Annotated in this window: 13 protein-coding genes; 6 read left to right on the forward strand and 7 right to left on the reverse strand. The window is 71.2% G+C overall.

Features of this window, described 5'->3' with window-relative positions:
* Positions 1-188 precede the first annotated feature (188 nt).
* A complete protein-coding gene (locus ACK1X7_RS19685) occupies positions 189-1943 on the reverse strand; it encodes an RDD family protein (protein WP_398160337.1) in 1755 nt (584 codons plus the stop codon).
* A 303-nt stretch (positions 1944-2246) separates the two neighbouring features.
* On the opposite strand from ACK1X7_RS19685, the gene ACK1X7_RS19690 reads away from it, so the two are divergent.
* Both ACK1X7_RS19690 and ACK1X7_RS19695 read left to right on the forward strand, forming a co-directional pair.
* Positions 2247-3167, forward strand: coding sequence for a helix-turn-helix transcriptional regulator (locus ACK1X7_RS19690; protein ID WP_385152345.1), 921 nt, complete (start codon positions 2247-2249; stop codon positions 3165-3167).
* A 173-nt stretch (positions 3168-3340) separates the two neighbouring features.
* Positions 3341-4390 carry an NAD(P)-dependent alcohol dehydrogenase gene (locus tag ACK1X7_RS19695; protein ID WP_216340817.1) on the forward strand — a complete coding sequence of 350 codons (1050 nt, stop codon included), beginning with the start codon at positions 3341-3343 and terminating at the stop codon, positions 4388-4390.
* 102 nt (positions 4391-4492) lie between these two features.
* Here the strand turns inward: ACK1X7_RS19695 and ACK1X7_RS19700 are convergent, their stop codons facing one another.
* From ACK1X7_RS19700 to hppD, 3 genes are all read right to left on the reverse strand, one after another.
* Positions 4493-5860, reverse strand: a complete 1368-nt coding sequence (locus ACK1X7_RS19700; protein WP_390794923.1) for an FAD-binding oxidoreductase — start codon at positions 5858-5860, stop codon at positions 4493-4495.
* 73 nt (positions 5861-5933) lie between these two features.
* The gene (locus ACK1X7_RS19705; RefSeq protein WP_385152351.1) at positions 5934-6929 is read right to left on the reverse strand and encodes a teichoic acid biosynthesis protein C; all 996 of its coding nucleotides are present in this window, start codon (positions 6927-6929) and stop codon (positions 5934-5936) included.
* A gap of 230 nt (positions 6930-7159) precedes the next feature.
* On the reverse strand, positions 7160-8308 hold the full coding sequence (gene hppD, locus ACK1X7_RS19710) for a 4-hydroxyphenylpyruvate dioxygenase (protein ID WP_390794924.1): 1149 nt from the start codon (positions 8306-8308) through the stop codon (positions 7160-7162).
* Positions 8309-8465: 157 nt separating this feature from the next.
* On the opposite strand from hppD, the gene ACK1X7_RS19715 reads away from it, so the two are divergent.
* The 4 genes from ACK1X7_RS19715 to ACK1X7_RS19730 all read left to right on the forward strand — a co-directional run bounded on the left by ACK1X7_RS19715 (position 8466) and on the right by ACK1X7_RS19730 (position 11272).
* On the forward strand, positions 8466-8933 hold the full coding sequence (locus ACK1X7_RS19715; RefSeq protein ID WP_216340813.1) for an Lrp/AsnC family transcriptional regulator: 468 nt from the start codon (positions 8466-8468) through the stop codon (positions 8931-8933).
* 95 nt (positions 8934-9028) lie between these two features.
* The gene (locus tag ACK1X7_RS19720; RefSeq protein ID WP_390794925.1) at positions 9029-9625 is read left to right on the forward strand and encodes an ArsR/SmtB family transcription factor; all 597 of its coding nucleotides are present in this window, start codon (positions 9029-9031) and stop codon (positions 9623-9625) included.
* Between the two features lie 23 nt (positions 9626-9648).
* Complete coding sequence (locus ACK1X7_RS19725; protein ID WP_385154246.1) at positions 9649-9864, forward strand: hypothetical protein; 216 nt, start codon at positions 9649-9651, stop codon at positions 9862-9864.
* 1 nt (position 9865) lies between these two features.
* The gene (locus ACK1X7_RS19730) at positions 9866-11272 is read left to right on the forward strand and encodes an MFS transporter (protein ID WP_390794926.1); all 1407 of its coding nucleotides are present in this window, start codon (positions 9866-9868) and stop codon (positions 11270-11272) included.
* Here ACK1X7_RS19730 and ACK1X7_RS19735 read toward each other — a convergent pair.
* The 3 genes from ACK1X7_RS19735 to ACK1X7_RS19745 all read right to left on the reverse strand — a co-directional run bounded on the left by ACK1X7_RS19735 (position 11211) and on the right by ACK1X7_RS19745 (position 15171).
* Positions 11211-11996, reverse strand: coding sequence for a S16 family serine protease (locus tag ACK1X7_RS19735; protein WP_361495097.1), 786 nt, complete (start codon positions 11994-11996; stop codon positions 11211-11213). The two genes, ACK1X7_RS19730 and ACK1X7_RS19735, sit on opposite strands and share 62 nt — an antisense overlap.
* Before the next feature lie 106 nt (positions 11997-12102).
* Positions 12103-12744: an IclR family transcriptional regulator gene (locus ACK1X7_RS19740; RefSeq protein ID WP_361495099.1), complete on the reverse strand. Its 642-nt coding sequence runs from the start codon at positions 12742-12744 to the stop codon at positions 12103-12105.
* 630 nt (positions 12745-13374) lie between these two features.
* Complete coding sequence (locus ACK1X7_RS19745; protein ID WP_390794927.1) at positions 13375-15171, reverse strand: DEAD/DEAH box helicase; 1797 nt, start codon at positions 15169-15171, stop codon at positions 13375-13377.
* Positions 15172-15259: the final 88 nt, after the last annotated feature.

The raw sequence follows: 15259 nt of genomic DNA on the forward strand, positions 1-15259 counted from the left end.
CGGGCGACCGGGATCGTCCATCCGCCTCAGCGGAGGCGGGCGGGGCGACGGCTCAGGGGTCGGGAGGGAAGCGGCGCCGCTCAGCACGGCCGCGGCCGTGTTCAGCCGGCCGCGGTGCCGCGTGGGCGACCAGCCACGACGGCGCCGCAGTCGGCCGACGACGCATCGCGACACTGCCGGCGGAGCGCTCAGTCGGCCGCCGCGATGAAGGTGCGGGCCGCCTTGTCGTGCCAGCACTGCCGCCACGGGCGGTCGAACAGGCACCACAGCACGTTCAGCACACCGATGACGAGCACCCCCAGCACCGAGTAGACCAGCCAGCGGCGCAGCGCGGCGCCGAAGGAAGGGGTGTCGTGCCCCTCGATGTCCAGCACCCGCACCCCGCTCAGTTTCTTGCCCAGCGTGCGGCCCCACTTGGCGGTCGGCAGCGTCTCCAGGACGATGCCGAGGACGAGCAGCAGCCCGAGGACGATGCCGAGATAGCCGCTGGTGGTGCCGTCCAGGAAGTAGACCGTGACGGTCTCGCCGCTCTGCTTGGCCGTCTCGACCTTCTCGTCGATGTGGTCGCTCGCCCTGCCCCACAGCGGGAACGCGACGGCGCCGACCACGCCGAGCAGCACGACCGTGTCGATCAGCCGGGCGGCGAGGCGGCGGCCGAGCGGGGCGGGCCGTCCCTGGGCCTGGGCGGCCTGGAGGAAGGGGTTGTCGACGGGCGGCTTCCAGGGGATGACGCCCTCGGGCGCGCCCGGCGGGGCGCCATGCGGTGCGGCCTGTGGCGCGCCCTGCGCCGGGCCGGGCTGCTGGGCGAACGGGTGCCCCTGCTGCTGCCAGGCCGGGCCGCCGCCCTGGGCGGGGATGCCACCGAAGGGCCGCTGGGACTGCTGGGACTGGTACGGCTGCTGAGGCTGGTGTGTCTGCTGGGGCTGCTGGGGCTGGTGCGGGGGCTTGTGCGGGGACTGGGCCGGGGGTGCCGCTTCGGCACCCTTGCGCGAGCCGCCGCGGCCGATCGCCCGGATCGCCATCGTCCCGTCGTCGCGGCCGGACTCCGGGTTCCGGCCCTGCTCCTGGCCCTGGCCGTGACGCTGCCCCTGCTCCTGACGCTGCCCCTGGCCCGTCGTAGGTGCCGCTCCATCGCCGCGCCCCACCGCGCGGATCGTCATCGTCCCGTCACTCGCCGCGGCGGGCGTCCCGCCGTCGTCCGCCGAGGGCAGCTCCGGGGCCCGGCGCACCGGCGGCAGGGCCTGCGTCGAGCGGTCCACCGTCCCCCCGCTCGCGCCCGCGCGCATGGTCAACGTGCCCTCATCGCGACCGGCGCCCTCGCCCGGGCCCGCCCGCCGAGGGTCGGGCACCCCGGGCCGCTGCCCGCCATCGGCCTGGGCGCCACCGGCCTGCCCACCGCCGGCCTGGGCGTCGCCGGGGGCGTCCGTCTCCGAGCCCCAGGAGACCCGGTGGTCCTGCTCACCGCCGAATCCGCCCTGCCGGGACGCGTCCGCCTGCCAGGCCGACCCGGCATCGGGACGGGTGCCGTACAGCCGCTGGGGATCGTTCCAGTCGACGGACGCCGGGACGCCGCCGGGCGGCACCGGCTGCGCCCCCATGCCGCCGGCCGCGGCCTCGGGCGGCCCGCCCGCGCCCCGGACGTCCATCTCGGCGCTCCGGCGCAGCTCGGGCAGTGCGCTGCCGGTCTCCTCCGCGGGCCGCGGCGCCGGCTCCTCGTCCAGGAACATCGGGCCCGTCTCGTCCGGCGCCGGGCTGATCACCTGGGTATGGGTGATGCCGGGCGGCGGCGCGGGCATGGCCTCGCCCGCGGCCGGGGCGGGACGGCTGGTGCCGGGCACCCAGGCGGCACCGTTCCAGTAACGGATGTAACCGGGGATGGACGGATCAGGATAAAAGCCAGGAATGGAGCTGCCGTCCGCGGATCCTGAGGTAGGGGCGCTCATGATCTCCGATGTCCCATATCTGCTCGGCCGTGCTGTACTGCGCTGCGCCTTTACGGTGCCTCGCGGTGAGGGGGGCGTAAGCAGTTTGCCGTACAGGAGCCGCTGTGCAACCCGGAACGCGCGCTGTCATGGTCTATCAGACCGGCCCGCCGACGGCGCCCACAGCTCCTCGCCACCACTCTCCCGTGCGAGCGCCACAGAGCCTTACGAGCGGCGACGGCCCGCCTGGCACCACCCGGCCTAGGTTCAACAGACCTACTCTGACACGCTCGGATGGCATTTCCGTTCCCAATACTGGAACCCATGGACCGCAATACCGAGCTCAGTGAGTTCCTGCGGACCCGCAGGGCTCGCCTGAGCCCTGGGGACGTGGGCGTGAGCGTGACCAACGACAGCCCCCGTCGAGTGCCGGGGCTGCGCCGCGAGGAGCTGGCGCAGCTCGCCGGGGTGAGCACGGACTACTACACGCGGCTGGAGCAGGGCCGGCACCTCAATGTGTCGGAGACCGTGCTGGACGCCGTGGCCCGTGCGCTGCGACTCGACGACACCGAGCGCGCGTATCTCTTCGAGCTGACCCGGCCGCGCCCCCGGCGCACGGTGCGCCGCCGGCCGCCCCGCCCCCAGCGGGTGCGGCCCGGGGTGCACGCACTGCTGCGGACGCTGGACGGGATCTCACCGGCCTTCGTCCTCGGGCGCAGGGGCGATGTCCTGGCCTCCAACCAGTTGGCCCGGGCACTGATCATCGACTTCGAGGCGCTCCCGTACCACGAGCGCAACATGGCCCGTTTCATGTTCCTCGACGAGGCGGCCCGTTCGCTGTGGACGGACTGGGAGACGGTCGCGTCGGAGATGGTGGCCTCCCTCCGGCTGGAAGCCGGGCGCCATCCCGAGGACCCCCGGCTGACCGAGCTGGTGGGCGAGCTCACCATCAAGAGCGCGGACTTCCGCAAGTGGTGGGCGGACCACAACGTGCGGGAGAAGACCCACGGCGTCAAGCGCTACCACCATCCGGTGGTCGGGGACATGACGCTGTCCTACGAGAACGTGACCGTTCCCGGCGATCCCGACCAGGCGCTGTGCATCTACACGGTCGAGCCCGGCTCTCCCTCCGAGGCGGCCCTGCGGCTGCTGGCGAGCTGGACCGCGCCCCCTTCCGCCCGTTCCTCCGCGCCCTCGTCCGATGCGCGTCCTTCGGGGGGACCGTCCTCCGACGTCTCCCCCTGATCTCACAGCCCCCCTTTCACACCCCCCTTTCACACCAACCCCCTTTTCGCACCAATCCCTCTTCACACCAACTCTCCCTTTCACGCCATTCGCACCATCCGCCTGACCACCCCCATGCCTGCCACCCCCCACATTCATCGCATTCCCCTCATTTCCCCTAGGGAGACAGTTCTATGACCACCAGCGTCACCGCCTACGCAGCCCCCGCTCCGAAGGCCCCGCTGGAAAAGACCACCGTCGAGCGCCGCGCACTGCGCGAGCACGACATCCTCATCGAGATCGCCTACGCCGGTATCTGCCACTCCGACATCCACCAGGCCCGCGAGGAATGGGGCGCCGCCCAGTTCCCGATGGTGCCCGGCCATGAGATCGCCGGTGTGGTCGCCGAGGTCGGCCCCGGTGTGACCAAGTACGCCGTGGGCGACCGGGTCGGCGTGGGCTGCTTCGTCGACTCCTGCCGTGAGTGCGCCAACTGCCTCGCGGGCGAGGAGCAGTTCTGCCTCAAGGGCGAGGTGCAGACGTACAACGGCACGGAGTACGACGGCGCCCCCACCTACGGCGGCTACAGCACCCACATCGTGGTGGACGAGAACTACGCCCTGCGCATCCCCGAGGGGATCTCGCTGGACATCGCCGCCCCGCTGCTGTGCGCCGGGATCACCCTCTACTCCCCGCTCGCCCACTGGAACGCCGGGCCCGGCAAGAAGGTCGCCATCGTCGGCCTGGGCGGCCTCGGCCACATGGGCGTGAAGATCGCCCATGCCATGGGCGCCGAGGTGACCGTGCTGAGCCAGACGCTCCGCAAGAAGGACGACGGGCTGCGGCTGGGCGCCGACCACTTCTACGCCACCGGTGACGACTCCACCTTCACCGAGCTGGCCGGCACCTTCGACCTGATCGTCAACACGACCTCGGCGAACCTGCCGCTGGACGGCTACCTGTCGCTGCTGAAGGTCGACGGCACGCTGGTGCACGTGGGCGCGCCGGAGAACCCCAGCGCCTTCAGCCAGTTCTCGCTGATCATGGGCCGCAAGTCGATGGCCGGGTCGAAGATCGGCAGCATCCGGGAGACACAGGAGATGCTGGACTTCTGCGCCGAGCACGGGCTCGGTGCGGAGATCGAGGTGATCAACGGCGACCAGATCAACGAGGCGTACGAGCGCGTCGTGAGCAGCGATGTGCGGTACCGCTTCGTGATCGACATCGCCTCCCTGAAGGCGTGATCGACGCCGCATCGCCGAATGCCTGATCGACATCGCCTCGCCGACGGCGTGATCAGGTTCTGAAGCCGAGGCCGTCCGGACCACCCCCGGGTCCGGGCGGCCTCAGAACAGTTTGCCGGGGTTGAGCAGGCCCAGCGGATCGAAGACCTGCTTGATCCCTTGCTGCAACTCCACCCCCACCGGCCCCAGTTCACGCGCCAGCCACTCCCGCTTGAGGACGCCGACGCCATGCTCACCGGTGATGGTGCCGCCCAGCTCCAGGCCCAGCGCCATGATCTCGTCGAACGACTCCCGGGCCCGCCGCGACTCGTCGGGGTCGGCCGGGTCGAAGCACACCGTCGGATGGGTGTTGCCGTCCCCGGCGTGGGCCACGACGCCGATGGTGAGGCCGTGCTTCTCGGCGATGGCGGCCGTGCCGTCGATCATCTCGGCGAGCCGGGATCGGGGCACACAGACGTCGTCGATCATGGTGACGCCCTTGACCGCCTCCAGCGCCGGAAGCGTCATCCGGCGGGCCTGGAGCAGCATGTCGGACTCGGCGGCGTCCTCGGCCGGGACCACCTCCGTCGCGCCGGCCGCCGTGCACAGCTCGGCGACGGCGGCGAGGTCGGGGGCCGGGTCCGGGGTGTCGAACGCCGCCATCAGCAGGGCCTCGGTGGACTCCGGGAGGCCCATGTTCCCCATCGCGTTGACCGCGCGGACGCTCGTGCGGTCCATCAGCTCCAGCAGCGAGGGGGCATGGCCGCGCTCCATGATCCGGCAGATGGCGTCGCAGGCGGACGCGGTGGAGGGGAACTCGGCGGCCAGGACGAGCTGTTCCAGCGGGGCGGGCTTGAGGGCGAGGACCGCGCCGACGACGATACCGAGGCTGCCCTCGGAGCCGACGAACAGCCGGGTCAGGTCATAGCCCGCGACGCCCTTGGCGGTGCGGCGGCCGGTCTTCAGCAGCCGCCCGTCGGCCAGCACGACATCGAGCCCGAGGACGTACTCGGCGGTGACGCCGTACTTCACACAGCACAGCCCGCCGGACGCGGTGCCGATGTTGCCGCCGATCGTGCACTGCTCCCAGCTCGAGGGGTCCGGCGGATAGTAGAGGCCCTTCTCCATGACGGCCCGGGACAGGGTCGCGTTGATCACGCCCGGTTCGACGACCGCGATCCGGTCGACCGGGTTGATCTCCAGGATCCGGTCCATCTTGGCCAGGGACAGCACGATGCAGCCCTCGGACGCGTTGGCCGCGCCCGACAGGCCGGTGCGCGCGCCCTGGGGCACGACCGGGACGCGCAGCGCGGTGGCGGTGCGGCAGACGTGCTGCACCTGCTCGACGGTGCGCGGGAGGACGACGACGGCGGGCGCGCCCGCCTCGCAGAAGCTCGCCATGTCGTGTGCGTACGCCCCGGTCACATCCGGGTCGGTCAGCACGGCCTCCTCGGGGAGGCCCTCCCGCAGCAGCTCGATGAGGTCCGTCATATGTCCAGCCTCGCACCCGGGAAGCGTGCGGGGAAGATCGCGGCAGCGGATGGGTTACCGCGGAATCGCCGGTCTACTGCGCCTTGTAGTAGACGCTGACCTTACGGTCTCCGGCGGCGCCCGAGGCGAAGCCCATGCACAGCCGGCGGGGGCTGGACAACTGGACGGCCAGGCCCTCGGGCTCGCGGTAGCTCAGCGAGTAGGCGGCCTCGGTGCGGGCGCGCTGGACGAGTTCGCCGGTGCGCAGATCGATACAGGAGACATAGGTGTTGCCGTGGCCGGAGGGCGGGTTGGCGCCGTCCTCGTCGGTGTAGGCGGTGCCGGTCAACTGGTACGCGTAGTCGCCGAGGACCGTGAAGCCCTGGAAGACCTCGCCGTCCTCGACGCCGGTCTGGGGTATGTCGTCGTACACCGGGGTGTAGTCGCCCGCGCTGACGCCGGAGAGGCTCATCAGCCGGTAGCGGGCCTCGCCGCCGAGGCGGTAGCGCAGCAGCAGCCGGCGGTTGAGCATGTCGACGGCGGGCTGGTTGCTGGTGGAGCCCGCCACCGGGCGGTGCTTGACCAGCGAGGACGAGCCGGAGGACAGCACGGTGCCATCGGCGAACTTGAAGCGGCTGATGGCGCGGCCGTAGCCGGAGTCGGGGTTGGCGTCCGACTCGGTCCACAGATACGCGGCGGAGCCGACCGGCTCGCAGCCCATCGCGACGCCGTGCCCGAATCCCTTGAGATACATGGAGCCCAGCTCCGCACCGGCCAGGGACAGCTTGGTGAGGCACAGATCGCCATGGGCGGCGCGGTCGGCGCCGGAGACGGGGGCGGACTCCCCGCTGAGCTGGATCCCGCCCTGCATGAGCTGGACGGTGTAGAGATGGCCGCCCACGTCATCGAACGCGAAGGATTGCAGCACGGTGGCGTTGTGCGGGGTCTTCTCGCGGAGAAGCTGGGTGGAGGGCACCGACAGATCGAACCGGCCCCCCGCCACGGTGGCGGCCCCCGCGCGGGCGGCGAAGGCACCGAGCGCACCGGCCGCGGCCACGCCCCCGCCGAGGGTGAACCTACGCCTGGTCAAACGACCCGCAGTGTACTTTTCCGTGTGCATTGATACTCGACAACTCCCATGCGATCACGCCGTGTTGGAGTGAACAGATCGCCGAGAGTGTAGACGGTGGGGAAGCGCTCCCATTCAGGTGTTCGGGTTTTCTGGCATGAGCTGCGCATGTGCGCACGGGTGCGGGGGAACGGGGACCGCAGGGTGGTGGGCCGCGGCCCACCACCCCCCGCATGACCGTCGCGTGACCGTCAGAGGTTGCCGCGCTTCTCCTGCTCGCGCTCGATCGCCTCGAAGAGCGCCTTGAAGTTGCCCTTGCCGAAGCCCATCGAGCCATGCCGCTCGATCAGCTCGAAGAAGACCGTCGGCCGGTCCTGGACCGGCTTGGTGAAGATCTGGAGCAGATAGCCGTCCTCGTCACGGTCGGCGAGGATCTTCAGCTCGTGGAGGGTCTCCACCGGGACGCGGGTGTCGCCGACCCACTCCCCCAGGGTCTCGTAGTACGAGTCCGGGGTGTCCAGGAACCGCACCCCGGCCGCGCGCATCGCCCGCACCGTGGCGACGATGTCGTTGGTGGCGAGCGCGATGTGCTGGACGCCGGGGCCGCCGTAGAACTCCAGATACTCGTCGATCTGCGACTTCTTCTTGCCGACCGCGGGCTCGTTGAGCGGGAACTTCACCTTGCGGGTGCCGTCCGCCACGACCTTCGACATCAGCGCGGAGTACTCGGTGGCGATGTCGTCGCCCACGAACTCCTTCATGTTGGTGAAGCCCATGACGTCGTTGTAGAAGCCGACCCACTCGTCCATCCGGCCGAGCTCCACATTGCCGACGCAGTGGTCGATGGCCTGGAAGTTCCGCCGCGCGGGCGGGTCGACGATCGGCTCGGCCTCCGCGAAGCCGGGCAGGTACGGGCCGTCGTAGCCGGTGCGCTCGACGAGGGTGTGGCGGGTGTCGCCGTAGGTGCGGATCGAGGCCACCACCACCGTGCCGTGCTCGTCCCCCAGCTCATGCGGCTCCTCGATCCCGGCGGCGCCGTGCTCGACGGCGTACGCGTACGCGGCGCGCGCGTCCGGCACCTCCACCGCGAGGTCGATCACCCCGTCGCCGTGCTCGGCGACATGCTCGGCCAGGAAGCGGCCCCAGGCGCTCACCGGTTTGATGACGGAGGTGAACACGAAGCGGGCGCTGCCCGAGACGAGGACGTAACTGGCCGTCTCCCGGCTGCCGTTCTCCGGACCGGAGTAGGCGACGAGCTTCATCCCGAAGGCGGTGGCGTAGTAGTGCGCGGCCTGCTTCGCGTTGCCGACCGCGAAGACGACCGCGTCCATCCCCTTCACGGGGAACGGGTCGGCGTGCCGGGCGTCCCCCTGCTTCAGCATCTCTGTCGTCTCAGTCATACTCCGCAGCGTCCTCCCATGGCTCAAGGTGCGCAACACTTCGCGAAAACGCTGGTCAGTGTGTATAGCCAGAGCGGACAGCCATAGAGCATCCTGTACAGGGTGACTACCGTCACAGATGACGTCAGGGAGCACGGAGACCTCAAGGGGGGACCGGATGGGAATCGACGGGCTCGACGCCCGCCTGATCGAGCTGCTCGCCGAGGAACCGCGGATAGGCGTACTGGAGGCGTCGCGCCGCCTCGGTGTCGCCCGCGGCACGGCGCAGGCGCGGCTGGACCGGCTGCGGGCACAGGGGGTGATCCGGGGCTTCGGCCCCGAGGTGGACCCGGCGGCGCTCGGCTATCCGGTCACCGCGTTCGCGACGCTGGAGATCAGGCAGGGGCAGGGGCCGGACGTACGGGCCCATCTGGCGACCGTTCCCGAGGTACTGGAGCTGCACACCACGACGGGCCACGGGGACATGCTGTGCCGATTGGTGGCCCGCTCCAACGCCGACCTTCAGCGGGTGATCGACCTGGTGGTGGGGTTCGAGGGGATCGTCCGGGCCTCGACGACGATCGTGATGGAGAACCCGGTGCCGCTGCGGATCATTCCGTTGGTGCGGCAGGCGGCGCGGGACTGAGGGCCGGGGCGAAGAGAGGTTCCTGAAGCGGTTCCAAAGACCCAGTTGCAAAGAAAGTGTTGCAACTGAGTCTTTGCATGCTTACGCTGCCGCCCATGGCACAGAACGAAGAGCCTGCGCCCGACGACGTCCGGGTGCTCGATCCCCGCTCCCTGCGCGGGCTAGCGCATCCGCTACGGATACGTCTGCTCGGGGCGCTACGCGAATACGGACCGGCCACCGCGTCCCAACTGGCCGATCGATTGGGCGAGTCCAGCGGCGCCACGAGCTACCATCTGCGACAGCTAGCCGCCCACGGCTTCGTCAAGGACGATCCGGAACGGGGCAAGGGGCGGGAGCGGTGGTGGAAGGCGGCGCAGCGGGGCGTGCGAGTGGGTACCGACAGGTTTCTGACCAGCCCCGACCCAGCCGTACGCGGAGCGATGAACACCCTGCTCCACGAGTGGGCCACCATCCACGGCCAGGACCTGTCCACCTGGTTCAGCACCATGCACGACTGGCCCTCAGCATGGCGTAGCGCTTCGGACATGAGCGACTTCGCCATGCGTCTCACGCCCGAACTCGCCCGCGAAATGCGCGACAAAGTGCACGAAGTGATCGAGAGCTACCGCGAGAAGGAGGTGGACCGGGACACCGAGGGCTCCGCCCCGTACCGCGTCCATCTGCATGCCTTCCCGCGCGAAGAGGACTGACCGATCCCTGGGGGGAACGACATATGTACGGCGACGAGATCCATCTGTGGCTGCACCACATACGCGCCGAGCGCCTGCGCGACGAGGCCCGCGAGGCGCCCCGGCCCCACCGCCGGACCCGCCCCGCCCGCGCCCGGGTGCTGCGCGCCCGGGTCGGCTGGACGCTGGTGGAGGTCGGGCTGCGGCTGGCCACGCCGCGGCTGCCGCAATCCGGTCTGACGGCGCGATTCGACCACTGACATGGCCGACGACACAGGGGACAGAGAGCTCCGGGGAAACAGCGGGGACCGAAGACCACTCTTACTCGTCCTCGCCGCCAACACCGTCTCCATAGCGGGCAATTCCCTCACCCTGATCGCCGTCCCGTGGTTCGTCCTGGAGACCACGGGCAGCGCGGCCAAGGCCGGTTTCGTATCCTTCTGCGCGACCCTGCCGGTGGTCGTCTCCGCCGTGATCGGCGGGCCGGTGATCGACCGGGTCGGCCGCCGGCGGGTCTCCATCGCCTCCGACGCGCTGTGCGGGGTGGCCATCGCCACGATTCCGGTGCTGCACTTCGCCGGGCTGCTGCGGTTCTGGCAGTTGTGCGCGCTGATGGCGTTCTGCGGACTGCTCCACGCACCGGGCGAGACCGCCCGCCAGGTGCTCGTCCCCGCGCTGGCCGAGCGGGCGGGCACCACCCTCAGCCGCGCCGCCAGCTTCTACGACGGGGCCTCGCGCGGGGCCCGGATGCTGGGCGCGGCGGTCGGCGGGCTGCTGATCGCGCTGCTCGGCCCGCCTTCCGTACTGCTGCTGGACGCGGCGACGTTCGCGGCCTCCGCGCTGCTGATCATGGCGGGGCTGCGCGGGCTGCCCGCCGCCGCGCCGCGCAAGCCCGTCGTGCCGGTGTCCGCTCGCGCCTACCGCGCGGAGCTGCGCGAGGGGTACCGCTTTCTGCTGCACCACCGGCTGCTGCTGGCCATCGTGCTGATGGTCATGGTCACCAACGGCCTCGACCAGGGCCTGTCGTCCGTACTGCTGCCCGTCCACGCCGAGCGGCACCTGGGCGGTTCGGTCCAACTGGGGCTGCTCACGGCGCTGTTCGGCGGCGGTGCGCTGGTGGGGGCGCTGCTGTACGGGGCGGTGGGCGACCGCTTCTCGCGCCGGACCGTCTTCGCGGTGAGCTTCCTGGTGTGCGGGCTGCCGCGCTTTCTGATCGCCGCGTTCGTCCCCGGTGTGTCCCCGCTCGCGGTGACGATGGCGGCCAGTGGGGTCGCGGCGGGAATGCTCAACCCGATCCTGACCACGGTGACCTACGAGGCCGTCCCCGATGAGCTGCGCAGCCGGGTCTCGGGCGCGCTCACCGCGGGGGTGTGGGTGGTGATGCCGCTGGGTGGACTCGCGGCCGGATGTCTGGTGGAGGGGGTGGGGCTGACCGCCGCCTTCCTGGTGACGGGCGGGGTCTACTTCCTGGCCACGCTCAGCCCGCTGGTCTTCCCGGCGTGGCGCGGGATGGACGAGGGGGCGGCGGTGGACAAGGGAACGACGGTGGACGAGAAGACGGCGGTCGAGGAGCGGGCAGCGGTCGAGGAGCGGGCGGCGGCACCGCTCAGCAGTGCGGGACCGCGCCGCCCGACCGCAGCGCCCGCAGAGCCGTCACCGCACCCTTGAGGGTGGTGACGGGGATCAGCCGCAGCCCCTTGGGCAGTTCGGCGGTGGCGTCGGCGCATTCGGCCTTCGGCACCAGGAAGACCGTGGCGCCGTCCCGCTTGGCGGCCTGCGTCTTCAGCGGGACCCCGCCCACGGCCCCGACCTTGCCCTTGGCGTCGATGGTGCCGGTGCCCGCGATCGTCCGGCCGCCGGTGAGATCCCCGCCGCGGCCGTCCCCGTCCAGCTTGTCGATCACGCCGAGGGAGAAGAGCAGCCCGGCGCTCGGCCCGCCGACGTCGGCCAGCCGCAGGGTGACCTTGACGTCGCGCGGGGAGCGGTGGAGATAGCCGAGCGCGGCGGTGGTGGCCGAGGACTGGGACTCCCGCATCTCCTCGGCGTTGTGCCGCTCGATCTCCTTGGTGGTGCCGCCGACGTAGACCGAGTCATGCGGCATGACGGCACGGTCGGTGGCGAACCAGCCGCTGATCACGTCCTTCAGCCGCACGGTGGCGTCCGGACCGGTGGCCAGGATCGTCGTCATCCGGAGCTGCCCGCTGGTCTTGCGGGTGCCGCTCCCCGAGACGCTGATCACCTGCTTGCCGCGGTCTGCGCCGAGGACGTTCACGGTCGAACCGGGCTGGGCCACGGTGAACGGCAGCGGCGCGAACGCGGCCACCGCGAGCAGGGCGAGCACGGGCGCGGAGCAGAGCGCGAGGATGCGGGCGCGGGGGGAGACGGCAGGCATGGTGCGAATCTAGTTGACCGCCGAGACGGATGAGGCGCCACCCCGGCTACCGGGCATGACGGCGTCACATCGCCATGCCCCGGGCCGCTCCGCTGTCCCCGCGCGCTCAGCTCAGGGCGTCCGAGACCTCTCGGGCCGCGTCGACGACCCGTGGGCCGACCCGGTCCGGTACCGAGTCGCACAGCATGACGACTCCGACGCTGCCCTCTATCCCGGTCACCCCGATGAGCGGGGCGGCCGCGCCGCTCGCGCCCGCCTCCAGTTCGCCGTGGGTGAGGGCGTACCCGGGGTCGTCGGGGCGGCCGGCGCGGGCGGCGAGGATCGCGCGCCCGGCGGCGCCCCGGTCGAGCGGATGCCGGAATCCGGCCCGGTAGGCCACGTGGTAGTCGGTCCAGGTCGGCTCGACGACCGCCACGGCGAGGGCCTCGGTGCCGTCGACCAGGGTGAGGTGGGCGGTCGCGCCGACGTCCTCGGCGAGGGAGCGCAGCGCGGGCAGCGCCGCCTCCCGTACGAGCGGATGCACCTGGCGGCCGAGCTGTAGCACCCCCAGCCCGACGCGCGCCCGCCCGCCGATGTCCCGGCGGACGAGGGTGTGCTGCTCAAGGGTGGCCAGCAGCCGGTAGACCACGGTGCGATTGACGCCGAGCTTGTTGGACAGCTCGGTCACGGTCAGCCCGTGGTCGGTGTCGGCGAGCAGTTTGAGGACACGCAGTCCCCGATCGAGCGTCTGAGAGGTCTCCGCGGTCACGACGCCCCCTCCTCGGTGATGAGTGGCGGCGCTTCGCGCGGTGTCCCGCCGGTCCCGACGACGGCGCGCGAAGAGGCCGCCGGTCGCGGTGGTCACGCACCGGCTGCGCTCCGCGGCGGCGCTGCCACGGGGCGTGTGCGTGCCCGAACGCTAGCGAGCCGGTCCGCTTTGCGGAAGGGTTTGTCCAGAATCCGAGCAGAGCTGCCAAAGCATGCAGCGCGAGAGCGCCCCAAACCATCCCGGTTTGCCCGGATCCATGAGAGGGGCCTGCGACCGGTTCATGAAATTTTTCGAAAAGGGGTTGCGCGGCGCGGAACGCCTGCGGCGGGCTGTTCCCCTCCCCGCCCCTTCCCACAACTGGGGCTCCGCCCCAGACCCCGGGGGTCCAGGAGCGAAGCCCCTGCCACGCGGCCGAGCCGCACATCGACGTCGCGCGCCGAGGAGTGTCCGGGGCTCCGCCCCCGAGCCCGGGCCCAGGGGCGGAGCCCCTGCCACCCGGCGGAGCCGCACATCGACACTGCGGGAAGGGGCGGGGAGGGGAAAGACCCGCCGCCCCGGCACGCCGGCGGACCAAGGGGCGTCCGGGGCTCCGCCCCAGGCTCGGGGCCAGGGGCGGGAAAAACCCACGCGTCAGCGCATGCGCGTCGCCCACTCCTGAACCTTCTTGATCCGCTCGCGGATCTGCCCCGCCGTCGCCTCCGCGCTCGGCGGGCCGCCGCAGACCCGGCGCAGCTCGGTGTGGATCACGCCATGCGGCTTGCCGCTCTGGTGGACATACGCCCCGACCAGCGTGTTGAGCTGCTTGCGCAGCTCCAGCAGCTCCTTGTGGGTGACCACCGGCCGCCGCTCCGCCGGGAGCTCCAGCAGATCCGCCTCCTCGTCCGGCTTCTTGCGGCTGTGGGCGATCTGCTTGGCCTGCCGCTTCTGGAGCAGCATCTGCACCTGGTCGGGTTCGAGCAGCCCGGGGATGCCGAGGTAGTCCTGCTCTTCCTCGCTGCCCGGATGCGCCTGCATGCCGAACTCGGCGCCGTCGTACAGCACCCGGTCGAAGACCGCGTCCGACTCCAGTGCTTCGAAGGGGAGTTGGTCCTGTTCGCCGGTGTCCTCGTCCTGCTGCTTCTCGGCCTCCTCGAGGAGCTTCTCCTCCTCCGCGTACGGGTTCTCCTCCTCACCGTCCTTCTTCGGCTTGTCCAGGACGTGGTCGCGCTCGACCTCCATCTCGCCCGCGAAGCCGAGCAGCATCGGGATGGTGGGGAGGAAGACGGACGCGGTCTCGCCGCGCCGCCGCGACCGTACGAAACGGCCGACGGCCTGGGCGAAGAAGAGCGGGGTGGAGATGGTGGTCGCGTAGACCCCGACCGCCAGCCGGGGCACGTCCACCCCCTCCGACACCATGCGGACCGCGACCATCCAGCGGTCGTCGGAGTGGCTGAAGTCCTCGATCCGCTGGGACGCCGCCGCCTCGTCGGAGAGCACGAGCGTCGCCTTGTCGCCGGTGATCTCGCGGATCAGCTTGGCGTACGCACGGGCCGAGTCCTGGTCGGCGGCGATGACGAGGGCCCCCGCGTCCGGGATGCCCTTGCGGACCTCGGACAGCCGCTGGTCGGCGGCGCGCAGCACATTCGGCATCCAGTCGCCGCGCGGATCGAGCGCGGTGCGCCACGCCTGGGAGACGGCGTCCTTGGTCATCGGCTCGCCGAGCCGCGCCTCGAGCTCGTCGCCCGCCTTGGTGCGCCAGCGCATATTGCCGCTGTAGGAGAGGAAGATGACGGGGCGCACCACTCCGTCGGAGAGCGCGTTGCCGTAGCCGTAGGTGTAGTCGGCGGAGGAGCGCCGGATCCCGTCGTTGCCCTCTTCGTAGGTGACGAAGGGGATGGGGTTGGTGTCGGACCGGAACGGGGTGCCGGTGAGCGCCAGCCGCCGGGTCGCCGGCTCGAACGCCTCCAGACACGCCTCGCCCCAGGAGCGGGAGTCGCCGGCGTGGTGGATCTCGTCGAGGATGACGAGGGTCTTGCGCTGCTCGATCCGGTTGCGGTGCAGCATGGGCCGGACGCCGACGCCCGCGTAGGTGACGGCGATCCCGTGGTACTCCCGGCTGAGCGGACCCGCGCTGTACTCCGGATCCAGCTTGATGCCGATCCGGGCGGCGGCCTCCGCCCACTGCTTCTTCAGATGCTCGGTCGGCGCGACGACCGTCACCTGCTGGACGACATGGTGGTGCAGCAGCCAGGAGGCGAGGGTCAGCGCGAAGGTGGTCTTCCCGGCGCCGGGGGTCGCGACCGCGAGGAAGTCCCGCGGCTGCTCCTGGATGTACTTGTCCAACGCGCCCTGCTGCCAGGCGCGCAGCTTGCTCGCGGTACCCCAAGGAGCCCGGCCGGGGAAGGCGGGCGAGAGGTGATGGCTGGTGGAGGCGGCAGTAGTACTCACGGTCTCCGTCGGGCTGGCTCGGCGAGGTCGATCGGGAACCGCGTCAGCCTACCGGTGCCGTCGTTCACGCTCGGGGGTACGGGCTGAT

Origin of the sequence: Streptomyces sp. CY-1 (assembly GCF_047218265.1) — a bacterium.
Taxonomy (GTDB): Bacteria; Actinomycetota; Actinomycetes; order Streptomycetales; family Streptomycetaceae; genus Streptomyces; species Streptomyces niphimycinicus.

Coding starts and splice junctions, on each gene's coding strand:
- ACK1X7_RS19715 (WP_216340813.1), top strand. CDS start 8,466: ATGGGAATCGACGGGCTCGACGCCCGCCTGATCGAGCTGCTCGCCGAG.
- ACK1X7_RS19700 (WP_390794923.1), bottom strand. CDS start 5,860: ATGACGGACCTCATCGAGCTGCTGCGGGAGGGCCTCCCCGAGGAGGCC.
- hppD (WP_390794924.1), bottom strand. CDS start 8,308: ATGACTGAGACGACAGAGATGCTGAAGCAGGGGGACGCCCGGCACGCC.
- ACK1X7_RS19720 (WP_390794925.1), top strand. CDS start 9,029: ATGGCACAGAACGAAGAGCCTGCGCCCGACGACGTCCGGGTGCTCGAT.
- ACK1X7_RS19685 (WP_398160337.1), bottom strand. CDS start 1,943: ATGAGCGCCCCTACCTCAGGATCCGCGGACGGCAGCTCCATTCCTGGC.
- ACK1X7_RS19735 (WP_361495097.1), bottom strand. CDS start 11,996: ATGCCTGCCGTCTCCCCCCGCGCCCGCATCCTCGCGCTCTGCTCCGCG.
- ACK1X7_RS19690 (WP_385152345.1), top strand. CDS start 2,247: ATGGACCGCAATACCGAGCTCAGTGAGTTCCTGCGGACCCGCAGGGCT.
- ACK1X7_RS19730 (WP_390794926.1), top strand. CDS start 9,866: ATGGCCGACGACACAGGGGACAGAGAGCTCCGGGGAAACAGCGGGGAC.
- ACK1X7_RS19725 (WP_385154246.1), top strand. CDS start 9,649: ATGTACGGCGACGAGATCCATCTGTGGCTGCACCACATACGCGCCGAG.
- ACK1X7_RS19695 (WP_216340817.1), top strand. CDS start 3,341: ATGACCACCAGCGTCACCGCCTACGCAGCCCCCGCTCCGAAGGCCCCG.